Here is a 22,891-nt window from a genome sequence, read left to right as displayed (position 1 = left end):
ATGTTAGCAGCTATTTGGGCCCAAGATGAACAAGGAGTGATTGGTAAAGAAGGCAAATTGCCTTGGCATTTACCCAACGACTTGAAATTTTTCAAGGAAAAAACAATTCATAATACATTGGTCTTAGGACGTGCAACTTTCGAAGGCATGGGATGTCGTCCGTTACCAAATCGAACAACGATTGTTCTTACCAGTAATCCGGATTACCAAGCTGAAGGCGTTTTGGTTATGCATTCCGTAGAGGAAATTCTTGCGTATGCTGACAAGTATGAAGGCGTGACCGTTATTGGTGGAGGTTCTGTCGTTTTTAAAGAATTGATTCCCGCATGCGATGTCTTATATCGGACGATGATTCATGAAACGTTTGAAGGCGACACTTTCTTTCCAGAAATTGACTGGTCTGTTTGGGAAAAAGTTGCCACTGTTCCCGGCGTCGTGGACGAGAAAAATCTCTATGCACATGACTATGAAACGTATCATCGAAACGATAAATAATAAAATGAAGGGAGGCATGAGCAATGCCGACATTGAAAGAAAAAATTATTCAAGAGAGTCAACGTTTAGGCATCGATAAAATCGGCTTTACTCATGCTGAACCATTTATTGAATTAGAAGATTCTCTGCATGAACAACGAGAGCGAGGATATAACTCGGGGTTTGAACATCAAAATGTGGAAGAACGAATTTACCCAGAAAAAACGTTTGAGCATCCTAAAAGTATTATCTCCATTGCTTTAGCTTATCCCACCAAAGCTCAGGAAAAAATGCCTAGAGATGAAAAGCGTGGACAATTTGCGCGAGCCTCTTGGGGAATTGATTATCATCACATTTTGCAGGATCGGTTGCAAAAATTAATTGCTTTTATTGAAGAGCAAGCTGCCACTGAAGCAGAAAAAGAACACTGGCGTTTTCGGCCGCAAGTGGATACTGGCGAATATGTTGACACCGCTGTTGCTCAGCGGGCGGGTTTAGGATTCATTGGTAAAAATGGTCTACTGATTACCGAAGAATTTGGTTCCTTTGTATATTTAGGTGAGGTGACCACCAACATTCAATTTGAACCAGATGAACCTGTTCCAAATGGTTGCGGTGATTGTACTCGTTGTATCACAGGGTGTCCTACAGGGGCTTTGTTAGGGGACGGTCGAATGAATGCTCAAAAATGTTTGTCTTATCAAACGCAAACAAAAGGCATGATGCCTGAAGAGTATCGGAAAAAAATGCGTAACGTCATTTATGGTTGCGACATTTGTCAGCTGGTTTGCCCTTATAATAAAGGAAAAGATTTTCATTTTCATGAAGAGATGGAACCAAAGATTGAAGAAGTTTATCCCAAATTGGCACCGTTATTAACTATTTCCAATAAAGAATTTAAACAGCAATTCGGACACTTAGCAGGCTCTTGGCGTGGCAAAAAACCATTGCAACGGAATGCTTTAATTGCGTTAGCGAATTTGGGCGGCCGTGAAGCTATCCCACAAATTATTCTCTGTTTAAATGATCAGCGTCCTGTCATTCGCGGAACAGCTGCTTGGTCGTTAGGTCAGCTCGCAAAAAGAGAACCCGAGCAAAGTTTAGAAGCTTTAAATTATCTACTTTCTGTAGAAACTGAAGAAGAGGTTATCGAGGAAGCTCAAAAGGCTATTCACTTGTTAACAAGCAAAAAAGGAAGCCGCTCAACGGAGTGACTTCCTTTTTTTATTAAATATGATTGCGATATAAACCAACAACTTTACCTAAAATTGTAACGTTATCTAAAAGAATAGGCGCTAATGCATCATTTTCAGGCTGCAAGCGGATATGATCTACTTCTCGGAAGAATCGTTTACAGGTTGCTTCATCTTCATCGGTCATTGCGATTACGATGTCGCCATTATTGGCGTTCGATTGCTTACGAACAATCACTTGGTCGCCATCTAGAATACCTGCGTTAATCATACTTTCTCCTCGAATCGTCAACATAAATAAAGCATTTTCTTCTGTACGTAAATCAGGAGGTAACGGGAAGAAATCTGATGCTTCTTCCACCGCTAAAATTGGTTCACCAGCAGTTACGACACCTAACATCGGAATAGTTGTCGGTTGAATCCCGATCTTTTCCAAGCCTTCTGGTGTTAATTCGATTGCTCGCGGTTTTGTTGGGTCACGTAAGATTAGACCCTTTTTTTCAAGACGAGCTAAATGTCCGTGAACGGTAGAAGTTGAGGATAAATCAACAGCCTTCCCAATTTCGCGAACGGTTGGCGGATAACCCTTTAATTCGACTTGTTCGTATATATATTTAAGTACTTCTAATTGTCTTGTTTCTGTACGTTTCGCCAAAACCCGCACCTTCTTTCAATTGATAAAATTAGTGTACCATAAAATGCGAACGAAATCAAACAAGCGTTCGCGTTTTATAAATATCAGAATATAGTTGTTTTTTTAAGGCAGTTCTTATAATATAGACAGTGAGAGTAAGGAGGGATTTTGATGTTATCGAAAGAAAAAATTGCCCGTATAAATGAATTAGCGAATAAAGCAAAAGTGGAAGAACTTAGTGCGAAAGAAAAAGTCGAACAACAAGAATTACGTAAAGAGTATTTAGAAGCATTTCGTGGAGGGATGCGTCACCATATCGAAGGAATGAAGGTCGTGGATCAAGAAGGGACCGATGTGACTCCTGAAAAACTAAAACAAATTCAACGTGAAAAAGGACTTCACAACAGAAAGTAATTGCTTTCATTGTCGAAATAAGCTACACTATGAATAAAGGTAAAAAAAACCTAAATTAGGAGATGATTTTTTTGTTTGACAAGACAGATCAATTGGGCGTTAATACAATCCGGACATTAAGTATTGAAGCCGTACAAAAAGCGAACTCAGGACATCCTGGTTTACCAATGGGTGCTGCCCCAATGGCGTATGCACTTTGGACAAAACATTTAAAGGTGAACCCAACAACTTCTAGAAACTGGGTTGATCGTGATCGTTTTGTACTTTCAGCAGGCCACGGCTCTGCAATGTTGTACAGCTTATTACATCTATCAGGATACAACGTAACAATTGACGATTTGAAAAATTTTCGTCAATGGGATAGTAAAACACCAGGGCATCCAGAAGTGCACCACACAGATGGTGTTGAAGCAACAACAGGACCTCTAGGACAAGGGATTGCTATGGCTGTTGGTATGGCAATGGCTGAAGCGCATTTAGCTGCAACTTATAATCGTGATAGTTTCCCTATTATGGATCATTATACGTACGCAATTTGTGGTGACGGCGATTTAATGGAAGGCGTTTCTCAAGAAGCAAGTTCAATGGCTGGTCATATGAAATTAGGTAAATTAATTGTCTTGTACGATTCAAATGACATCTCATTAGATGGACCAACTTCTAAAGCCTTTACTGAAAATGTTGGGGCTCGTTATGAAGCATACGGATGGCAACATATTTTAGTTAAAGACGGCAATGATTTAGATGAAATAGAGGCTGCGATTGAAGCGGCTAAAGCTGAAACAGATAAACCAACACTGATTGAAGTTAAAACAGTCATCGGTTACGGAGCACCAAAAGAAGGAACATCTTCCGTTCACGGCGCGCCAATTGGTGAAGAGGGCATTACAGCGGCTAAAGCTGTTTATGGTTGGGAATACCCTGACTTTACTGTGCCAGAGGAAGTCGCTGCTCGTTTTAAAGAAACGATGATTGACGAAGGCCAAAAAGCAGAAGCGGCTTGGAATGAGATGTTTAAGAACTATGAACATGCGCATCCAGAATTAGCCAAACAATTTAAAGAAGCTTTTGCCAATCAATTACCTGAAGGTTGGGAACAAGAATTACCTAAATATGAACTAGGAACAAGTGCCGCAAGTCGTGTAACAAGTAAAGAAACGATTCAAGCTATTTCAAAAGTTGTTCCAAGTTTCTGGGGCGGTTCAGCTGATTTATCAGCCTCAAATAATACAATGGTTGCTGCAGAAAAAGATTTCGAACCTGGTCAATACGAAGGCCGTAATATTTGGTTTGGTGTTCGCGAATTTGCAATGGCTGCAGCAATGAACGGGATTCAATTACATGGTGGTAGCCATGTTTATGGCGGAACATTCTTCGTCTTTACTGACTACTTACGTCCAGCAATCCGTTTAGCCGCTTTACAAAAAGTTCCTGTAACTTATGTCTTAACGCATGACTCTGTTGCGGTGGGTGAAGATGGGCCAACACACGAACCAATTGAGCAATTAGCAAGTGTTCGTTGCATTCCAAATGTTCATGTGATTCGTCCAGCAGACGGCAATGAAACTGTTGCTGCTTGGAAAATTGCTATGACTTCTACGGAAACACCAACTATTTTAGTTCTAAGTCGTCAAAACTTACCTGTTTTAGAAGGAACGTTAGAACACGCTTCTGATTCTGTTCAAAAAGGTGCTTATGTATTGTCACCACAAAAAGGTAAACAACCAGCAGGGATTTTAATTGCGACTGGTTCTGAAGTAAATCTAGCAGTGGAAGCACAAGCGAAATTAGCGGAAGAAGGCATCGATGTATCTGTCGTGTCAATGCCAAGTTTTGATTTGTTTGAAAAACAATCTGCTGAATATAAAGAAAGTGTGTTACCTAAAGCTGTGACAAAACGTGTGGCAATTGAAGCTGCAGCAAGTTTTGGTTGGGAACGCTATGTAGGGACGGAAGGCAAAACAATTACAATTGATCACTTCGGCGCTTCTGCACCTGGCGGTCTAGTTCTTGAAAAATTCGGCTTTACTCCTGAAAATGTGGTTAATACCTATAAATCACTATAAATAAAGAGTAAAAAACCTGAATGCTTGTGATAGCATTCAGGTTTTTTGCTTCATTTCTTTTTGGGAGCAAAGAGCATAAAGTGAAAAAATAATGCGAACAATTGGAACCCAATACCAGTTAAAGTAACACCAGACCAACCATAGTTTTGCCACATTAATGTACCAATCAATGAACCCAGTGAACCGCCGATGAAATAGAAAAACATAAAGACGGTATTGTTACGATTGCTGGCTTCTTCTCCCAAATTTTGGACGCGTGTTTGATTGGCTACTTGCCCAAATTGAGTACCGATATCTAAAACAATAATTGCTAAGATTAGTAAGACCACATGTGTTCCACCTAGAAAAAGTAGGATAAAACTACCGAACTGCATCAACAGGCCAATCAAAACAATCTTCCGTTCTGGATAATAATCGGATAGACGACCAATGATGGGTGCTACGAAAGCCCCTGATAACCCAAAAATTGCTAGAATACCGACTTCTTTCGGTCCCCAATAATAAGCTGGACTACTAACAAAGAAAATTAATGTAGACCAAAAGATTGAAAAGGTTGCAAACATAAAAAAGCCATTGACAGTTGCTTCTCTTAACAAAGGTTGCGATTTGATTAGCTTAGGAAGACTTTTCAAAGAACCTAAATAAGTTAATCGATTTGAAGTTTGAGTATGTATCACTGTTTTGGGCAATTTTAATTGGAGTAGAACGACCAATGCTAACACGAATATTACGGCGATTAAGTAGACTGTTCGCCAAGAAGCTGCACTAGCAATGAAACCCGAGATCGTTCGAGACAATAAAATTCCTGTCAATAGTCCGCCCAGCATTCGACCTGTTACTTTACCACGGTTCGCTGGTCCCGCCATGACCGCAGCATAAGGAATAATAATTTGGGCGACAATAGAGAGCAACCCAATAAAAAAAGAAGAGAGTGCAAACAGGAGAAAACTTGGTGCAAAAAATGCAGCACTTAGAGACAGCGAGGAGAGCCCAGCTACTCGAATGATTAATTTGCGGCGATCAACGACATCGCCTAATGGAACAAGAAAAAGTAAGCCTAGCGCATACCCTAATTGGGTCAGCATAGTAACAAAACCAATAGAACCAATACTGACTTGAAAGGCCTGAGCAATTTGGGTGCCAATTGGTTGAATATAATACATATTGGCGACCACGACCCCGCAAGTTAACGCTAATAAAAACGTCACTTGATTTGTTAAACCCGATTGTTGTTTCTTCATCTAACCACCTACATTTCTATGTAATTCATTTTGTAATACAACAACTACTCGGCAATAGTTGTTTTGATTACAAAAACAGACTTCTCTTATAAAGTTTGTTCAAAAAGTGACAAGTCCATTAAAAATTTTATCACAATAAATAAAGAAAAGTAAGAGGATAAATAACAAAAATCTCATCAAATTGAAAAGAAGAAGTGGTTGTTTTCACAAGTGTGAAGAGGGTTAATTAAATACAAACAAGATTTCAATTACATTACAGAAATTTTAAAACTCAAAATTTAATACGTTTATTTCTTGTTTCAATAGGAAATTAACGGTAAAATAGAAAAGTGAGACAGTGAGGAGGAAAAATGAATGAGCGAACAGTTAACAAGAAGTAGTAAACATATTCAAAAAGCTCTTAAAAAGCAAAAAGCTTATAAACGTGCTACCGCCGTTGCGGGGACTTCAATGATTTTAGCACCTGTGGTTGGTGCTGCGGTACCTGCCCAAGCAGAATCAAGCCAGCAAACATTTATTAATGAAATCGGAAATTCAGCAGCAGCCGTTGCCAATAGCAATGATATGTATGCTTCCGTCATGATTGCTCAAGCGTTGCTAGAAAGTAGTTATGGTAGTTCTGGGTTAGCATCTGCACCGAACTATAACTTGTTTGGTGTAAAAGGAAGTTATAATGGACAATCTGTTTATATGCCAACAAAAGAATATTTAGACGGACAATGGGTGACCGTCACAGCAGCATTTAGAAGTTATAATTCTTATGCGGAATCGTTCCAAGATCATGCCAATGTTATTCGTTCCACTGCTTTTGGGGATACATACCATTATTCAGGCGTTTGGAAGAGTAATACTAGCAGTTATCGCGATGCAACAGCCGCTTTAGCTGGAAGTTATGCAACTGATCCAGGCTATGCCGAAAAATTGAATTGGTTAATTGAAGCATATAATTTAACTCAATATGATTGGGGAGCACCAGTCGCTCAAACCACTAGTTATTCAGATACAACGGGAACCGTTGATACAACAATCGATACAGCGGCTTCTGCAACAGCAACAGCAGAAACTGTAGCTAGTCAAAGTTACACTGTCGCAAACGGCGACACATTGTGGGACATTGCTGCACGTTTTGGAACGACAGTTGATAATTTAATGTCACTAAATGGATTAACATTGGATTCTGTTTTATCGGTGGGTCAAACCATCCAAATCGGTTAATTTTGCAATTATTTAGTTGAAGAAGGACCTTACAAAAGCGGCAGTTTTTGTAAGGTCTTTTATCGTGAAAATAGGTAGGGCTAGCAGCAATTATTTGATGAGCATAATCCGTTTTTTTATTTAATTTTTCACAAACTAAAATTCGTTTTTCTGGTAGAAATCGTTTTTTTGAGCTATGCTTAGAGAAAGAATTATTATATTGTTTGTAAAATTGGAGGATGTAGGATTATGACTAAAGGTTATGTAAAATCAGTAACAGAGTTAATTGGTCAAAGCCCAGTTGTGAAATTAAAACGGATGGTACCAGAAGGAGCTGCAGATGTTTTTGTTAAACTAGAGTTCTTTAATCCTGGTGGCAGTGTGAAAGATCGAATTGCTTTAAGCATGATCCAACAAGCCGAAGCAGATGGTCGCCTAAAACCTGGACAAACGATTATTGAGCCGACTAGTGGTAATACAGGCATTGGGTTAGCAATGGTAGGTGCTGCGTTGGGATATCCAGTTAAGATTGTGATGCCAGATACTATGAGTATTGAACGCCGCAAATTAATGCAAGCATATGGGGCTGATTTATTATTAACCCCTGGTGCCGAAGGAATGAAAGGGGCAATTGCAAAAGCCACAGCATTAGCAGAAGAACACGGATACTTCATGCCTTTGCAATTTAATAATCCAGCTAATCCAATGGTACATGAACAAAAAACAGGAAAAGAAATTGTTGATGTCTTTGGTAAACGTGGCTTAGATGCGTTTGTTTCTGGTGTTGGCACTGGAGGAACCGTTACAGGAGTTGGCCATGAATTGAAACGGATTTTTCCAGATATTGAAATTGTTGCAGTAGAACCAACAGAGTCGCCTGTTTTAGAAGGTGGCGAACCAGGTCCACATAAAATCCAAGGAATAGGCGCTGGTTTTGTCCCAGAAGTTTTAGACACCACCGTTTATCAAAAAGTTGCCGCTGTTTCTAGTGAAGACGCATTAGAAACTGCTCGTTTAATGGGGCCAAAAGAAGGCATCCTTGTGGGGATTTCAGCAGGGGCAGCAATTAAAGCTGCCATTGATTTGGCAGTCGAATTAGGCGCAGGCAAACGTGTCTTAGCGCTGGTTCCGGATAACGGTGAACGTTATCTTTCGACAGCTCTTTACGAATTTCCAGAATAAAAAACACGCCAAAAAACGAGCATTTCTCTTAGTTTAGTAAAATGCTCGTTTTTTCCACGAGAATCCTACAATAATTCTTGTCAATCGTAATAAGAAATAGTATTATTTAAGAAAGATAGACAGGGGAGGGATACAAAGATGGACAACGTATTGGTTAAAAATGCACTCGCTGAATTAAAAGAAGCCAATATCCGAATTACTCCGCAACGTTATGCTATCTTGGAATATTTAATCGAAAATCATACACACCCAACAGCTGATGAAATTTATCGCGCATTAGAAGATCATTTTCCAAATATGAGTGTAGCAACGGTTTACAACAATCTACGTTTATTTACTGAAATCGGTTTCGTTCAAGAAATGAGTTATGGCGATGCATCTAGTCGTTTTGATTTTAGTTCGAAGAAACATTATCACGTGATTTGTCAAAAATGTGGTAAAATCGTTGATTTTCATTATCCAGGGTTAGAGGACGTTGAAATGGCCGCTAGTAAATTAACAGGCTTCGAAATTAATGAACATCGTTTAGAATTATATGGATTATGTCCAGATTGCCAACAAGCACAACAGGAGAATGTGTAAAAAATTACATACTGTTAAAAATTTATCAAAAGATAAGTCACTTGTCTAGGCAAATTTCACAAGCGTAAGAGTTTTCACTCTTATGCTTGTTTTTTTGTGTGGTTATTGACTTTTAAATTCTTAAAAACAAAAAATTAACTAGCTATTATTAAGAATTAGCAACAGTTTGTGAATTTTTTTATATGCGATTCACAAGCATAGAACTCGAATAAGCTTGATTCCTCTGATATATTTTAAACAGACAGAGGGAGACGTCACCTCTGCAAAACAAAGATTGTGAAAGAAGGGATTTACAACATGAAAGTCGTAGTCGTAGGATGTACCCATGCTGGAACTTCAGCAGTTAAAAGTATTTTAGCAAATCACCCGGAGGCGGAAGTCACTGTATATGAAAGAAATGACAATATTTCCTTCCTATCTTGCGGAATTGCCTTGTACGTTGGAGGCGTAGTTAAAAATGCTGCTGATTTATTTTATTCAAATCCAGAAGAACTGGCTTCTTTAGGAGCAACAGTGAAGATGGAACACAATGTTGAAGAAATCAACGTGGACGACAAAACTGTTACAGCGAAAAACTTACAAACGGGCGCAACTGAGACCGTTTCTTATGATAAATTAGTGATGACAACTGGTTCTTGGCCAATTATTCCACCAATTCCAGGAATTGATGCTGAAAATATTTTATTATGTAAAAACTATTCACAAGCCAACGTGATCATCGAAAAAGCGAAAGATGCCAAACGTGTCGTTGTCGTTGGTGGCGGTTATATTGGTATTGAATTAGTAGAAGCTTTTGTAGAATCAGGTAAACAAGTCACTTTAGTCGACGGATTAGATCGCATTTTAAATAAATATTTAGATAATCCATTCACAGATGTTCTAGAAAAAGAATTAGTTGATCGTGGCGTTAATTTAGCTTTAGGTGAAAATGTCCAACAATTCGTAGCAGATGAGCAAGGAAAAGTAGCAAAAGTCATTACACCAAGTCAAGAATTCGAAGCAGATATGGTGATTATGTGTGTTGGTTTCCGTCCAAATACAGAATTATTAAAAGATAAAGTTGACATGTTACCAAATGGTGCAATCGAAGTCAATGAGTATATGCAAACAAGCAATCCTGATATTTTTGCTGCGGGTGATAGTGCAGTTGTTCACTACAACCCAAGTCAAACAAAAAATTATATCCCATTAGCAACGAATGCTGTTCGTCAAGGTATGCTAGTAGGTCGTAATTTGACTGAACAAAAATTGGCTTATCGTGGCACACAGGGAACTTCTGGCTTATATTTATTCGGTTGGAAAATTGGTTCAACAGGTGTGACAAAAGAAAGTGCCAAATTAAACGGACTAGATGTCGAAGCAACTGTTTTCGAAGATAACTATCGTCCAGAGTTTATGCCAACAACTGAAAAAGTTCTGATGGAATTAGTCTATGAAAAAGGAACACAACGCATTGTTGGTGGTCAATTGATGTCTAAATATGATATCACACAATCTGCCAATACTTTATCATTAGCGGTCCAAAATAAAATGACTGTCGAAGATTTAGCGATTTCTGATTTCTTCTTCCAACCACATTTTGATCGCCCTTGGAACTACTTAAACTTATTAGCCCAAGCCGCTTTAGAAAATATGTAATTAATAATAGAAAAAGGATGAAGAACAGAAGCTCTTCATCCTTTTTGTTAGTCACTAAGCGCTCCAGTTGTTTGGTTCATTAATGCCATTAATTGCTCTTTCGTTGTTCGTTTGATAGAAAGAGGGGGGAGATTATCTAAAGAAAAATAAGCACAATTCGAGGTTTCAATGTTTTTTTCAAAGGGATGATTTTCTAAAATCTCACAAGAAAAGATCATTTTATAGTACTGAAATAGTTGAGGAATGTCTTTTCGTTTATCTGTATCATAAACAGCAAGCAATTCTTTTGCTGTAACAACTAAGCCAGTTTCTTCCAATACTTCTTTTTCAATATTTTCTTTAGGGGAGCAGCCAATTTCGGCATAGCCACCAGGTAATGACCATTCTTTGGTCCGTAAATCTTCAACTAATAAAAAACGATTCTCTTTTTTTATCAAACCGCGAACATCTACTTTCGGTGTTGGATAACCTTCCTCTTTAGTTAAGATTTTTTCTAAGTCGGGCAAAACAGTCGCTTCGTGTCCGGTTGTGCTAATAAGTTGTAACGTAAGTTCTCGTAGTTCTTGGTAACGTTCTTGATCAAAAGCATCTTTCCCGTAAAAAAGACCTGCATCCGCCAATGCTAGCAACCGCTTATAGGTGTTCAGATAATCCATATACGCACGCTCCTCATAGACTTAATACGTTTAGTTTAACAGAAAAAAACAAAGGAAGGGCAGATTTAGCGAGAAAAGGCGTCGTTTTAAGGAAATAATAAAGAATAAATGACTAACTTACATTTTTGAACTACCTATGCTATTATTTAATAAAAAGGATTGTGTATACAATAATTTTGTTATGTAAACAAAGCAAAAAGATTGACGTCATTCGCTAGACAGGTTAATATCATACTATTCGTTTTTACGAATCATTGGGTTTTAAGCGCCTTGAGGTTTTTCCGACATTATGGGACGCTTGGAATCCTTGTTTAATTTTAATTAAACAGTTGATTTAATCTACAAAGGAGTTTTAGTATGTCAGTATTTATTAGAGAGTGTACCGTCGCAGACGTACCAGAATTAGAGGCCATTTGCCAAGAGACTTTTGCAGATACTTATGGAGATGGCGAAAACGAAAAGGATTTACAGGCACATTATGAGAGGAAATTTAGTCCAGCAGTTTTAGAAAGCGAAATCTTACATAAAGATTCGCAATATTTCTTTGCTTTTTATAATAATGAACTTGCAGGTTATGTGAAATTAAATCACGGTGATGCTCAGATTACCTATCAACATCCACAAGCGTTACAAGTTGAGCGCATTTATATTCGTAAATCTTTTAAGCGTTTAGGCTTAGGCAAACATTTGATTACGAAAGCAATTGAATTAGCGGAAGAAGCAGAAAAAGAGACGGTTTGGTTAGGTGTTTGGGAACATAATCATCCAGCGCAAAAATTTTATCAATCATTGGGCTTCGTCAAAACAGATGAACATGATTTTTATATGGGAAATGAACGCCATACCGATTATACAATGACGAAACAGTTAAAAGAGTCAACGTAAAGCAAAAACAAGGAAACGGACGCAATGAAGCCGACGATTCCTTGTTTTTTTATCTTAAAATTGTGAAGGGGATTTTCCATAATATTTTTTGAATAATTTACTAAAATGATAGGCATCTTCGTAACCAACCGTTTTTGCCACTTCTTTGACACTTAAGGAATCATTTTTCAGCAATTCTTTCGCATGGTTTAAGCGGATTTGAATTAAATAATTGATTGGCCCAACGCCTGTGGCCGCTTTAAAGGTTTTCGACAAATAAGTCGGGGTAACATATAACATTTCAGCTAACTGTTCCAAAGTAATTTCTTCGTCATGGTGGGTTTCCAGATAATAAATCGTATGATTGACTAAATTTCGTTTTCTTTTTTCCGTTTTCGATAGCCGAGTTTCAATTTTATTTTCTTGATCAACTGCTAAACTTCTTAAAATATAGACCAATAGTTCAATAACTAAAGCTTTAATTTGTAACGCTGATTCAACTTCTTGATGGTTTAATTCATGAACAATTTGCCAAGCTTTTTCTAAAAAAGCACCATGTAAATGACTTAAATCTAATAAAGCTGATTTATTTGGAAATACGTTTCGCGCTAAGCCTTCTAAATAGAGATTTGAAATACCAATGTGTAGTTGATGTGAGTAAGTTCCTGCTTTTTGTTGCTCACCATGTTCCGTTCGCGGATTAAAAAGAAACACTGTACCAGCAGTGGCATGGTACTGTTGCCCTTGAACAATATATTCAGATTCACCTTCTAAAAGAATAGATATTTCCAGAAATTCATGATGATGACAATTATAAGGGTGGGTCTCTTCGTTCCAAGGATCAAAGGCATATAAAATTTCAGGATTAAACGTTCGACTATTTGTGTAGTTCATAAAAAATCACTCCTACTTGTATCCGCTTTCTATACTATATTGTACATCAAAATATACAAGAATGCCCATTTCTTTTCCTATAAAAAAACAGTAATCTTATACACGTCCATAAAAACAAGAGAGAGTAGGGGAGAAAATGAATAGTTTTGAATGGATTTGGCAATATGCTAAAAAAAATAAGAATAAGTTACTGCTAGCTGTTATTTTTGTCGTTATTAACGCTATTTTAATTGTTATTATTCCATTGTTATCTGGCAGAATTGTAGACCAAGTAATCAATCAGGGGAAAACTGAAGAGCTTGTCCCAATTCTTGGGATTATGATTGGGGTGACCGTTATTCGGACAGTTGTTCGTTATAGTTATCAAGTCTTGTTTGAATCGGTCGGACAATCTGCGTTATTTGACTTAAGAAAAGATATGTATATCAAACTTCAAGAATTAGATTTTGATTTCTTTAATCATACACGTGTTGGCGACATTATGGCGCGAATGACAGGGGATACAGACGCTATCCGCCATTTCGTTTCTTGGGTCACTTATAACCTCTTAGAATGTATTTTATGGTTCATCGCAGCCGTGATTGTGATGGGGACGATCAATTGGCAATTGATGCTGGCATTAATTTTAATTACACCTTTGATTTTTCTGTTAACACAAAAAATGTCGAAGGAATCGCATCCGGTATTTTTTGAGATTCGGGAAAGTTTTTCTCGGTTAAATTCAATGGTCGAAGAAAATATTGGTGGAAATCGGGTGGTTAAAGCTTTTTCTCAAGAACCTTATGAAATTGAAAAGTTTAACAAGCACAATGAAGACTATAAAAAATGGAATATGGCTTCCGCAGATGTCTCTAAAAAATATTTACCGTGGTTAGACGGTTTTGCAGGTAGTTTAAATGTTATCGCCTTAGTTCTTGGTGGCCTCTTTGTAATTCAAGGTCGGATGACAATTGGTGATTTAGTGGCCTTTAATGGCTTTCTTTGGATGTTGAACATGCCGATGCGAATGAGTGGCTGGTTGATCAATGATGTGCAACGCTTTACGGCATCGTCCATTAAAATTCGTCAGTTATTAGCAACGAAACCGAAGATTCCCATTGCTCGGGAAAAAGAAGCAGAACCAATCCAAGGCTATGTGACGTTTGATCACGTGTCCTTTCATTTTTCAGATGATCCAGAAACCCCCATTTTATCGGATGTTTCATTTTCAGCAAAACCTGGTGAAACAATTGGTATTTTAGGGGAAACTGGTTCAGGCAAAACCACTTTAGTTAACTTAATCGCTCGGTTCTATGATCCAACAAAAGGCACTGTTTATATTGATGGAAAAGATGCTAAAAGCTATTCTGTTCGTAAATTGCGAGAAAATATCTCCATGGTTATGCAAGATGTCTTTCTTTTTTCCAATACGATAGAAGATAACATTGCTTTTGGTAATACACTGGCTAACTTGGAACAAGTGCAAATGATGGCTGAAATTGCTGATGCCCATAGCTTTATTTCCAGAATGCCCGAAGGTTATGCAACAATTGTTGGTGAACGCGGCGTTGGCCTATCTGGTGGCCAAAAACAGCGGATTTCACTAGCCCGTGCCTTAACCAAAGATCCAGCTATTTTAATTTTAGATGACACAACTTCCGCAGTTGATATGGAAACAGAATCAAAAATTCAAAAAGAACTAGGTCGTTTGACGGAAAAGAAAACGACATTTATTATTGCCCACCGAATTTCTTCTGTGAGAGAGGCCAATTTAATTTTGATGATGGAAAAAGGCCGTGTGGTGGAAAGCGGTACGCATAGCGAATTAGTCGAACAAAAAGGCAAATATTTTGACGTATATCAAAAACAATTAGGTCTGACAAAGGAAGGTGAGTCGCGTGGCTAGAAATACGTTTGATGTAGATGAGACTTTAGAAAAAGAATTTAATTGGTCCCACTATAAACGATTAGGCGCCTATATTAAGCCTTACAAAAAAGCTGTTTTTAAAACATTATTTGTCATCATATTAGCTAATCTGGCAAGTATGTTAGGCCCTTACTTTACTAAAATTGCGATTGACCAAGTAATTCCACAAAAGAATCTCTCGTTACTCTTGATACTAGGGGCTATTTTCCTATTTTCCTTGGTGATTATTGGTTGGTGTATGCGTTATCGGATATATGCCATCACAGAAATTGGACAAGATATTTTAAAAGATATGCGTTTTTCAATTTTTGAGCATCTACAAAAATTACCATTTTCTTATTTTGACAGTCGGCCGCATGGAAAAATCTTAATTCGGGTGGTCAATTACATCAATACGTTAAGTGATTTACTAAGTAACGGATTGATCAATTTAATTTCTGATTTATTTAATGTGATTATCACCTTAATTTTCATGTTATTTATTGATGTGAAATTAACCTTATACAGTTTACTGCTATTGCCTGTGTTATTCGTGATGGTTCTGTTTATTCAAGGGAAGCAACGGAAAGCTTACCAAGAGCTTAGCAATAAACAATCAAACTTAAATGCTTATATTCATGAAAGTATTTCAGGAATTAAAATTACACAATCTTTTGCACGAGAAGATGAAAATTTCCAGATTTTTAACGAGGTAAGCGAAGAATATCGTCAATCCTTTATGAAAGCTGTGCGTGTCCAGTATTTATTATGGCCAGCAGTGCAAAATATATCCGTTATTACGACTTGTTTTATCTATTTCGTAGGAATCCGTCAATTAGGTGTGTCCGTTACCACTGGGACGCTAATTGCTTTTATCGGTTATATCAATAACTTTTGGAATCCGGTCATCAATATTGGTAACTTCTACAATTCTCTGATTACTGCAACTGCCTATTTGGAAAGGATTTTTGAAACGATGGATGTTGTTCCAGAAATTCAAGATGCGCCGCACGCTATTGAGTTGCCGCCAATTAAAGGAACCGTCGACTTTCAGCATGTTTATTTCCGTTATGAAGAAGGAAAAAATATTTTGACCGATGTTAGTTTTCATATTGAGCCAGGACAAACAATCGCCTTGGTTGGGCCAACAGGTGCGGGTAAAACAACAATCATCAATTTATTAAGTCGTTTTTATGATGTGAATGAAGGGGCCGTTAAAATTGATGGTTATGATGTTCGCGATGTGACACTCCGTTCGTTAAGAAAACAAATGGGGGTAATGCTTCAAGATACGTTTATTTTTTCAGGAACGATTATTGAAAACATTCGGTACGGAAATTTAGCAGCCACAGAGGAAGAAGTCATCCAAGCCGCAAAAATTGTTCGTGCGCACGATTTTATCAAGGATTTAAAAGATGGCTATGAAACAGTTGTGGAAGAGCGGGGTAGTACACTCTCGGCAGGACAACGCCAATTAATTTCATTTGCTCGTGCTTTACTGGCAGATCCCAAAATTTTAATTTTAGACGAAGCAACCTCCAGTATTGATACAAAAACAGAAGAATTGTTACAAGAAGGACTACAACAACTTCTAAAAGGACGGACATCGTTTATTATTGCTCATCGGCTTTCTACCATCAAAAATAGCGATAAAATTTTCTATATTGATGGTGGTCGTATTGTGGAAGAAGGATCTCATGATCAACTAATGGCAAAACATGCGTTATATCATCATTTATATCAATCGCAATACGACTTATTAAAGAGCTAGATGATAAAACAGAGAAAATTCTTAGTTGAATCTTTCTCTGTTTTTCTGTATCGTAACCTTAACAAAGGAAAAATGATGAGGTGCCAAATGAATCGGAATTTTGAAGTGGAATTAACAACATTATGTATGATTAGAAATCAGAAAAATGAAATCCTTGTGCAAGAACGACAAAAAAAGGATTGGCCTGGTTGGACGTTCCCTGGCGGACATGTTGAAAAAAACGAGGGCATGGAAACAGCCGTGGTTCGCGAACTCCTTGAAGAAACAGGATTAGTGCTGAAACCACAATTAGTAGGTGTTGCAGAATGGCTGAATGATTGTTCGGGTGCGCGGGAATTAGCCACATTATTCATTGCAGAAACAGCGGATGAACTACCAGAAGAAACGGAACAACCCTTGTTTTGGGTCACTGAAAAAGAATTGCGAGAAGGTCCTTTAGCTGGCAGTTTAGCAGAACTTTTCCCAGTATTTTTTGGCGAAAAGCAATTTTATTTTAAAAATAATACAGCTTAATGATTCAAACCTAAAAGATTAAATCAATCCCACTTATTAAAAGAGAGGAAATCTAAAATTAAACATTGCTATTTATAAGCAATGTTTGCTATTCTTAATAAAAGGGAATTAATTTTTATATAATGAGGGGGAAAAAGTGTGTTAAAAAGAAAAGTGGGGATTATTGCAGGCGTTTTCTGTTCAGCTTTGTTACTGACAGGCTGTGGCAAAAGTGCGAAAGATGAGTTCATTCAAGGGATTGGCAATCAAAACGCACAAGAATCTGGGGTTTGGGATTTCTCTATGTCAATTAGTGACATGAAATTTTCACAAGAAGATGGTGCACAAACGAATCCTATGATTGGGATGCTCATCACGCAAATCAAAGACGCATCGCTTTCTGGGAAGATTCAAGTAGATGCCAAAAAAGAAAAAGCATTCAGCTTAGAGATGAAATTAAAAGCGATGGGCATGGATGTACCGATTTCATTGATTGGATCATTAGATAACGAGGGCAAAGAGCCAAAACTCTATTTAGCAACAGATATGATGGAATATATTGTCGCTGTCGCAGACTCAATGTCTGACGGTGCTATTGATAGTTCTCAGTTAGATACAGAAAAACTAAAAGGGAAATACATTGATCTTTTAGCCATGAACGAGGAAAGTACGAAAGAATGGCAAGATACAATTAAAGAGTATCAAGAATCGGAAAAAGAACGAAAACAGTCTGCTAAGGAATACAAAGAGTTTTTAGAAGGATTAGACAAGGATACGTTCGAGAAAAAAGGGGACACCATTACCCATACGTTTACAAAAAAAGAATTACAAAAGTTAATCAAAATTACGACAGAAGCATCTGAGAAAGGTAAAGAACAAGATCCTTTCGAAAAAGTCAAAGATTTTTCTGCCAAAGTTTCTGTTAATACAAAAGAAAATAAAACAAATATGTTGATTAATGTGAAACCGCAGCAAGACAAGAACGTTGATATGGGACTTGAATCATTATCTAGTAAAATTAGCATTACACAAAAAGCCAAAAAAGCGACGATTTCAATGCCTAAGAAAGAAAATATTTTATCAGAACAAGAAGTTGAAAAAATATTTTCCGATAGCACCTCTATGACAGGTCTATCGACAGAAGACACGACTGTTGCGATCAATCAATAACGCTGAATGACCAATAAAAACGGTCGCTCAAAAAAAGTAACGAAAGACCTAGCATGATTGGGATGCTAGGTCTTTTTTGAATAAAAAAACAGCATTTTAGTTTTCTTTGAATTATTGGTTGTTATTTTAGATGGTGTAAACAGTTTAAAATTAATACATTTGTTTTTGATTTAAATTCTACTGCTATTTTTAATCATTCTATTAAATAACAAATGTTTTCGAGTGTTTTTAAGCATTATTTTTGTTATGCAGAGTGGTTTTTTTATACAATGAGTATAATTTTAGATGAAGGAGTGTTTTAGGTGAAAAATCAACATTTAACTACGTCACAAGGAAGTCCAGTTGGCGATAATCAAAATTCGCTAACTGCAGGAGAATTTGGTCCTGTCCTAATCCAAGACGTTCATTTATTAGAAAAATTAGCTCATTTTAATCGTGAGCGCGTGCCAGAACGGGTTGTTCATGCCAAAGGTGCTGGTGCTCATGGGATTTTCAAGGTGAGCCAATCAATGGCACAATATACTAAAGCCGATTTTTTATCTGAAGTTGGCAAAGAAACACCTTTATTCGCTCGTTTTTCAACTGTAGCTGGAGAATTAGGTTCATCAGATACATTGCGTGATCCTCGCGGTTTTGCGCTTAAATTCTATACAGACGAAGGAAATTACGACTTAGTTGGCAATAATACGCCCATTTTTTTCATTCGTGATGCAATTAAGTTTCCAGATTTTATTCATAGCCAAAAAAGAAATCCGCGGACGCATTTGAAAAGTCCAGAAGCAGTTTGGGATTTTTGGTCTCATTCACCGGAAAGCCTTCATCAAGTAACAATTTTAATGAGTGATCGTGGCATTCCGTTGTCGTTCCGTCACATGCATGGTTTTGGTAGCCATACATTCAAATGGGTCAATGCTGCTGGAGAAGTATTTTTTGTTAAATATCACTTCAAGACGAATCAAGGAATCAAAAATCTAGAGAGTCAATTAGCAGAAGAAATTGCTGGGAAAAATCCCGATTTCCATATTGAAGATTTGCATAATGCAATTGAAAATCAAGAATTTCCTTCTTGGACATTATCTGTGCAAATTATCCCGTATGCAGATGCGTTAACAATGAAAGAAACTCTTTTTGATGTAACAAAAACGGTTTCTCAAAAAGAGTATCCGCTGATTGAAGTTGGCACGATGACTTTAAATAGAAATCCAGAGAATTATTTTGCAGAGGTTGAACAAGTAACCTTTTCACCAGGGAATTTCGTTCCTGGTATTGAAGCTTCTCCAGATAAATTATTGCAAGGACGTTTGTTCGCTTATGGGGATGCACATCGTCATCGTGTGGGCGCTAATAGTCACCAATTGCCGATCAACCAAGCAAAAGCGCCTGTAAATAACTACCAAAAAGACGGCAATATGCGTTTTAACAATGGCAATAGCGAAATTAATTACGAACCAAATAGTTATACTGAAACACCAAAAGAAGATCCTACGGCGAAAATTAGTTCCTTTGAAGTTGAGGGAAATGTTGGTAATTATAGCTATAATCAAGATCACTTTACACAAGCAAACGCTTTGTATAATTTGCTGCCAAGCGAAGAAAAAGAAAATTTAATTAACAATATAGCGGCATCTTTAGGTCAAGTGAAAAATCAAGAAATCATCGCGCGTCAAATTGATTTGTTCACTAGAGTAAATCCAGAATATGGAGCACGCGTCGCACAAGCCATCAAGCAACAAGCATAATTTATATAACGTACGTGACAAAACCAGTCTAGATAAACTAAAGACTGGTTTTGTTTGCTTTTCAATGCTTTTTACTCTACTTTGTATAATGTATATTATGTAAACTATAATAAAATAAAAAACTTTAGCCGATAAATTGCACTTCTCTTTCGACTAATTAATTTGCCCAACTAACCTTACAAGTTGTTTGCTAAGCTAGTTGGGTTTACTGTTTATTTAAACCTTGGATTGTTCATTTCTTGATGAATTTCTTTGCTCGCTTCATATAGAAACAATGTTTGTTTTTTACTTGATGCATAATCGACAATGGGTTTTGGATAATTTTCTCCTAAATGTACATGATATTGCGTTTGTAAGGCTTCGTTCATTAGATTTGGTTGATGAATATACTTTTGTGGCACTTGCTTAAGTTCTGGAACATATTTTTTGATGAACTGGCCGTCATTATCAAATTTTTTTGACTGGATAATTGGATTAAAAATCCGAAAATACGGGACAGCGTCCGTTCCTGTCGAAGCAGCCCATTGCCAGCCACCGATATTATTGGCGGCATCATAATCAATCAACATTTTTTGAAAGTATTTTTCACCCCAACGCCAATCGATGTGTAAATTTTTAACTAAAAAAGAGGCAGTAATCATTCTTAAGCGGTTGTGCATCCAACCAGTTTGATTCAGTTGTCGCATGGCGGCATCAATTATAGGGTACCCCGTCTCCCCTTTTTGCCACTTGGCAAACATTTCTGGGTTATTTGTCCATTGAATATAACGAAATTTTTCTTGAATAACTTCCTCTTTTTGTTGTGGAAACGTACTATAGATCATATTGTAAAAGTCGCGCCAAGCTAATTCTTTTTTGAAGGTTTCTTTACTTAAGCTAGAAGGCGCAGATGCAAGCTCTTGCCAAATGGTGCGAATCGAAAGTTCTCCCGTTCTTAAAAAAGTAGACAGATGACTCGTTTGATCCTGATAAGGGAAATCACGCTTATTTTCATAGGATTGAAGTTTTTGATCAATAAAAGTATTTAAGCACCTTCTGGCTGTTTTTTCGCCGACACTATAGTGTTTTAAAGGAATCCTCGCAATCTGTTCACGATAAGCTGCTTCCTCTTCTGGAAAAAGACACGCACTAAAAATTTTTTCAGCTGTATAGGAAACAGGAATCGGGGTTTCTTTAGGCGCCTCTTTCCATTTATTGTAATAGGGCGTAAACACTTGGTACTTGCTGCCATCGTTCTTCTTAATTTCTTCAGAGCCATGCAAATAGGCATCTTGAAAAGAGAAAGACTGAATATTATTTTCTTCAAAAAAGCGCATAGCTTGCTGGTCCCGCTTTGCCCCAAAGCCACAAGTATCTTCATTAAAATAAATGGCCTGCCAATCGGGTAATTTGCGTTTCAAACGTGAAAATAAATCTAACGGTTCGCCGACCATGATTTGTAAATGTGCCTCTTGATCGATTCGTTCTTTGAACGAGGCTAAACTTGCAAAAAAAGCGTTATGATTAGCACTTTCTTGAATAAATTGTTGAGGATTCATTTGGAATAATAAAAGCAATTCATCAGCTGCAGAATTTTGTAACGCGTGTGCTAATGCTTTATTATCCTGTAATCGTAAATCACGTCTAAACCACATTACTCTTTTCATTTTTAAATCCTCCTAAATACTTCGTCTTGCTTATCGTAACCGTGACTGCTGATTTTTAAAAGCAACTTGCCTAGACTTTTCAAAAAGCCGATAAAAACTGGGTTTTCAGCTTTTATCGGCTTTTTGATTAAATTAATAGGAAATATTAAAAGCTTTCATATCTTTCTCAATATATTGTAGGACTTCTGTATTGCCAAAAAATTGTGTAAAATAATAGGCTTGACGATAGTCATCGGCTGTGTCTTCCCCGAGCATTTGTTTATTAAAGGCTTTTTCATATAAAAGATAATCTAGCAAATAAATGGAGTGTTTGTCACGACAAATCTGAATCCCTTTTTCGCTTAAAATGACACTTTTTTGGTAGTCTTTCATTTCCGAGTAGAATTTAGCAGAATTATAATAAATTCTACAACGCTCCAAGGAACATTCTAATTTAAATTGTTCCAATTCTTGTAATGATTTTTCGTAATACACTTGCGCTTTTCTCATATCTTTTTCCAGTTCATATAGCGTACCTAGCGCATTCAGGCTTAAAATGTTGTAAATATTGACTTTACGGTCAATTTCCGCGCCCCGGTATAGGTAAAACAAGGCCTCTGCTTTATCTTTTTTTCCTAATAAACAAGTAATTCCCTTATAATATAACAATTTAGTCGTTAGTTCATTATTAGATAAGATAAGACCTTCAGGCACTTCTTGTAATAAATTGTAGGCCTCTAAGTGAAATAACCGTAAAGATAAATCCTCGACTTTGTTTAGTAGATTTTCAATTTTCTTTTCTTCAGAAATCATCATACATTCTTCTACTTCTAAATCTAATCGGAGGCAAATAGATGAGAAAATATCTAAACTGTCACATAGATTACGGTTTTCAATATTACTAATTGTTGCTTGCGTACAGATGCCGTTAGCCAGCTCTGATTGTGTGATTTTTTTAAGTTTTCTCGCTTGTTTTATTTTGTCTCCTGCTACCTTCACGAACAGACCTCCACTTGTATTATTATGTAAATTCATTAAAAGATGTTATACTTTGATTATCAATTAAAGGAGGTACATGCTATGTTTGATTTACTTGCATTATTGACTGGAACATCAACTTATGGCAACGTTCCCCATGTTTAATTAGTCAATGCGTGTCAAGTATGGTCTTCCATAC

General features: G+C 37.1%; 20 protein-coding genes and 1 pseudogene. 15 read left to right on the top strand and 6 right to left on the bottom strand.

Annotation, left to right across the window (positions count from 1 at the left end; all coding sequences use genetic code 11):
* A complete protein-coding gene (gene dfr / locus IGI97_RS07420; protein WP_002360302.1) occupies window positions 1-495 on the top strand; it encodes a trimethoprim-sensitive dihydrofolate reductase in 495 nt (164 codons plus the stop codon).
* A gap of 23 nt (window positions 496-518) precedes the next feature.
* A complete protein-coding gene (gene queG / locus IGI97_RS07415; RefSeq protein ID WP_002366694.1) occupies window positions 519-1,688 on the top strand; it encodes a tRNA epoxyqueuosine(34) reductase QueG in 1,170 nt (389 codons plus the stop codon).
* A 13-nt stretch (window positions 1,689-1,701) separates the two neighbouring features.
* Here queG and lexA read toward each other — a convergent pair whose 3' ends face one another.
* The gene (gene lexA, locus IGI97_RS07410; RefSeq protein ID WP_002357566.1) at window positions 1,702-2,322 is read right to left on the bottom strand and encodes a transcriptional repressor LexA; all 621 of its coding nucleotides are present in this window, start codon (window positions 2,320-2,322) and stop codon (window positions 1,702-1,704) included.
* Between the two features lie 150 nt (window positions 2,323-2,472).
* Here lexA and IGI97_RS07405 point away from each other — a divergent pair, with 150 nt between their 5' ends.
* On the top strand, window positions 2,473-2,715 hold the full coding sequence (locus tag IGI97_RS07405; RefSeq protein WP_002384502.1) for a DUF896 family protein: 243 nt from the start codon (window positions 2,473-2,475) through the stop codon (window positions 2,713-2,715).
* A gap of 71 nt (window positions 2,716-2,786) precedes the next feature.
* Entirely contained in the window at window positions 2,787-4,781 is a 1,995-nt protein-coding gene (gene tkt, locus IGI97_RS07400) for a transketolase (protein ID WP_002379452.1), read from the top strand.
* A gap of 50 nt (window positions 4,782-4,831) precedes the next feature.
* On the opposite strand, the gene IGI97_RS07395 is transcribed toward tkt, so the two are convergent.
* The gene (locus IGI97_RS07395) at window positions 4,832-6,022 is read right to left on the bottom strand and encodes an MFS transporter (RefSeq protein WP_174125515.1); all 1,191 of its coding nucleotides are present in this window, start codon (window positions 6,020-6,022) and stop codon (window positions 4,832-4,834) included.
* A gap of 354 nt (window positions 6,023-6,376) precedes the next feature.
* Between IGI97_RS07395 and IGI97_RS07390 the strand changes: the two genes are divergently transcribed.
* The 4 genes from IGI97_RS07390 (at window position 6,377) to IGI97_RS07375 (ending at window position 10,618) form a co-directional block, all read left to right on the top strand.
* Window positions 6,377-7,237: a glucosaminidase domain-containing protein gene (locus IGI97_RS07390; protein WP_353965077.1), complete on the top strand. Its 861-nt coding sequence runs from the start codon at window positions 6,377-6,379 to the stop codon at window positions 7,235-7,237.
* Between the two features lie 228 nt (window positions 7,238-7,465).
* On the top strand, window positions 7,466-8,398 hold the full coding sequence (gene cysK, locus IGI97_RS07385) for a cysteine synthase A (RefSeq protein WP_002357561.1): 933 nt from the start codon (window positions 7,466-7,468) through the stop codon (window positions 8,396-8,398).
* Window positions 8,399-8,536: 138 nt separating this feature from the next.
* On the top strand, window positions 8,537-8,980 hold the full coding sequence (locus tag IGI97_RS07380; protein ID WP_002357560.1) for a Fur family transcriptional regulator: 444 nt from the start codon (window positions 8,537-8,539) through the stop codon (window positions 8,978-8,980).
* Between the two features lie 297 nt (window positions 8,981-9,277).
* Entirely contained in the window at window positions 9,278-10,618 is a 1,341-nt protein-coding gene (locus IGI97_RS07375; protein WP_438738312.1) for an NADH oxidase, read from the top strand.
* A gap of 47 nt (window positions 10,619-10,665) precedes the next feature.
* Here IGI97_RS07375 and IGI97_RS07370 read toward each other — a convergent pair whose 3' ends face one another.
* A complete protein-coding gene (locus tag IGI97_RS07370) occupies window positions 10,666-11,274 on the bottom strand; it encodes an NUDIX hydrolase N-terminal domain-containing protein (RefSeq protein WP_002377396.1) in 609 nt (202 codons plus the stop codon).
* A gap of 233 nt (window positions 11,275-11,507) precedes the next feature.
* Between IGI97_RS07370 and IGI97_RS07365 the strand changes: the two are divergent.
* Both IGI97_RS07365 and IGI97_RS07360 read left to right on the top strand, forming a co-directional pair.
* Window positions 11,508-11,612: pseudogene (locus IGI97_RS07365) on the top strand (GNAT family N-acetyltransferase); the annotation flags it as partial.
* Window positions 11,613-11,631: 19 nt separating this feature from the next.
* Window positions 11,632-12,159 (top strand): GNAT family N-acetyltransferase, encoded by a 528-nt coding sequence (locus IGI97_RS07360; protein ID WP_002361836.1) that lies wholly within the window; start codon window positions 11,632-11,634, stop codon window positions 12,157-12,159.
* A gap of 54 nt (window positions 12,160-12,213) precedes the next feature.
* On the opposite strand, the gene IGI97_RS07355 is transcribed toward IGI97_RS07360, so the two are convergent.
* Window positions 12,214-13,032, bottom strand: a complete 819-nt coding sequence (locus tag IGI97_RS07355) for a helix-turn-helix transcriptional regulator (protein WP_002357554.1) — start codon at window positions 13,030-13,032, stop codon at window positions 12,214-12,216.
* Window positions 13,033-13,168: 136 nt separating this feature from the next.
* Between IGI97_RS07355 and IGI97_RS07350 the strand changes: the two genes are divergently transcribed.
* The 5 genes from IGI97_RS07350 to IGI97_RS07330 all read left to right on the top strand — a co-directional run bounded on the left by IGI97_RS07350 (window position 13,169) and on the right by IGI97_RS07330 (window position 20,089).
* Window positions 13,169-14,917 carry an ABC transporter ATP-binding protein gene (locus IGI97_RS07350; RefSeq protein WP_002369380.1) on the top strand — a complete coding sequence of 583 codons (1,749 nt, stop codon included), beginning with the start codon at window positions 13,169-13,171 and terminating at the stop codon, window positions 14,915-14,917.
* Entirely contained in the window at window positions 14,910-16,688 is a 1,779-nt protein-coding gene (locus IGI97_RS07345) for an ABC transporter ATP-binding protein (RefSeq protein WP_002360293.1), read from the top strand. The genes IGI97_RS07350 and IGI97_RS07345 overlap by 8 nt, the downstream gene beginning before the upstream one ends.
* Before the next feature lie 87 nt (window positions 16,689-16,775).
* Window positions 16,776-17,201, top strand: coding sequence for an 8-oxo-dGTP diphosphatase (locus IGI97_RS07340; protein ID WP_208770191.1), 426 nt, complete (start codon window positions 16,776-16,778; stop codon window positions 17,199-17,201).
* Window positions 17,202-17,339: 138 nt separating this feature from the next.
* Window positions 17,340-18,350 (top strand): hypothetical protein, encoded by a 1,011-nt coding sequence (locus IGI97_RS07335; RefSeq protein ID WP_438738309.1) that lies wholly within the window; start codon window positions 17,340-17,342, stop codon window positions 18,348-18,350.
* Window positions 18,351-18,652: 302 nt separating this feature from the next.
* Entirely contained in the window at window positions 18,653-20,089 is a 1,437-nt protein-coding gene (locus IGI97_RS07330) for a catalase (RefSeq protein ID WP_002379460.1), read from the top strand.
* A gap of 212 nt (window positions 20,090-20,301) precedes the next feature.
* Here IGI97_RS07330 and IGI97_RS07325 read toward each other — a convergent pair whose 3' ends face one another.
* Both IGI97_RS07325 and IGI97_RS07320 read right to left on the bottom strand, forming a co-directional pair.
* The gene (locus IGI97_RS07325; RefSeq protein ID WP_438738307.1) at window positions 20,302-21,735 is read right to left on the bottom strand and encodes a cryptochrome/photolyase family protein; all 1,434 of its coding nucleotides are present in this window, start codon (window positions 21,733-21,735) and stop codon (window positions 20,302-20,304) included.
* A 132-nt stretch (window positions 21,736-21,867) separates the two neighbouring features.
* Window positions 21,868-22,749, bottom strand: a complete 882-nt coding sequence (locus tag IGI97_RS07320) for a helix-turn-helix domain-containing protein (protein WP_002363971.1) — start codon at window positions 22,747-22,749, stop codon at window positions 21,868-21,870.
* Window positions 22,750-22,891: the final 142 nt, after the last annotated feature.

Source organism: Enterococcus sp. DIV2419, from assembly GCF_051711865.1.
Taxonomy (GTDB): domain Bacteria; phylum Bacillota; class Bacilli; order Lactobacillales; family Enterococcaceae; genus Enterococcus; species Enterococcus faecalis.
This window is presented reverse-complemented; position numbering and strand designations above follow the sequence as displayed.

Bases quoted from the DNA above. Each gene is read 5' to 3' on its own strand.
- dfr (WP_002360302.1), top strand. From the start codon at position 1: ATGTTAGCAGCTATTTGGGCCCAAGATGAACAAGGAGTGATTGGTAAA.
- queG (WP_002366694.1), top strand. From the start codon at position 519: ATGCCGACATTGAAAGAAAAAATTATTCAAGAGAGTCAACGTTTAGGC.
- IGI97_RS07405 (WP_002384502.1), top strand. From the start codon at position 2,473: ATGTTATCGAAAGAAAAAATTGCCCGTATAAATGAATTAGCGAATAAA.
- IGI97_RS07395 (WP_174125515.1), bottom strand. From the start codon at position 6,022: ATGAAGAAACAACAATCGGGTTTAACAAATCAAGTGACGTTTTTATTA.
- IGI97_RS07390 (WP_353965077.1), top strand. From the start codon at position 6,377: ATGAGCGAACAGTTAACAAGAAGTAGTAAACATATTCAAAAAGCTCTT.
- cysK (WP_002357561.1), top strand. From the start codon at position 7,466: ATGACTAAAGGTTATGTAAAATCAGTAACAGAGTTAATTGGTCAAAGC.
- IGI97_RS07380 (WP_002357560.1), top strand. From the start codon at position 8,537: ATGGACAACGTATTGGTTAAAAATGCACTCGCTGAATTAAAAGAAGCC.
- IGI97_RS07375 (WP_438738312.1), top strand. From the start codon at position 9,278: ATGAAAGTCGTAGTCGTAGGATGTACCCATGCTGGAACTTCAGCAGTT.
- IGI97_RS07370 (WP_002377396.1), bottom strand. From the start codon at position 11,274: ATGGATTATCTGAACACCTATAAGCGGTTGCTAGCATTGGCGGATGCA.
- IGI97_RS07360 (WP_002361836.1), top strand. From the start codon at position 11,632: ATGTCAGTATTTATTAGAGAGTGTACCGTCGCAGACGTACCAGAATTA.
- IGI97_RS07355 (WP_002357554.1), bottom strand. From the start codon at position 13,032: ATGAACTACACAAATAGTCGAACGTTTAATCCTGAAATTTTATATGCC.
- IGI97_RS07350 (WP_002369380.1), top strand. From the start codon at position 13,169: ATGAATAGTTTTGAATGGATTTGGCAATATGCTAAAAAAAATAAGAAT.
- IGI97_RS07340 (WP_208770191.1), top strand. From the start codon at position 16,776: ATGAATCGGAATTTTGAAGTGGAATTAACAACATTATGTATGATTAGA.
- IGI97_RS07325 (WP_438738307.1), bottom strand. From the start codon at position 21,735: ATGAAAAGAGTAATGTGGTTTAGACGTGATTTACGATTACAGGATAAT.
- IGI97_RS07320 (WP_002363971.1), bottom strand. From the start codon at position 22,749: ATGAATTTACATAATAATACAAGTGGAGGTCTGTTCGTGAAGGTAGCA.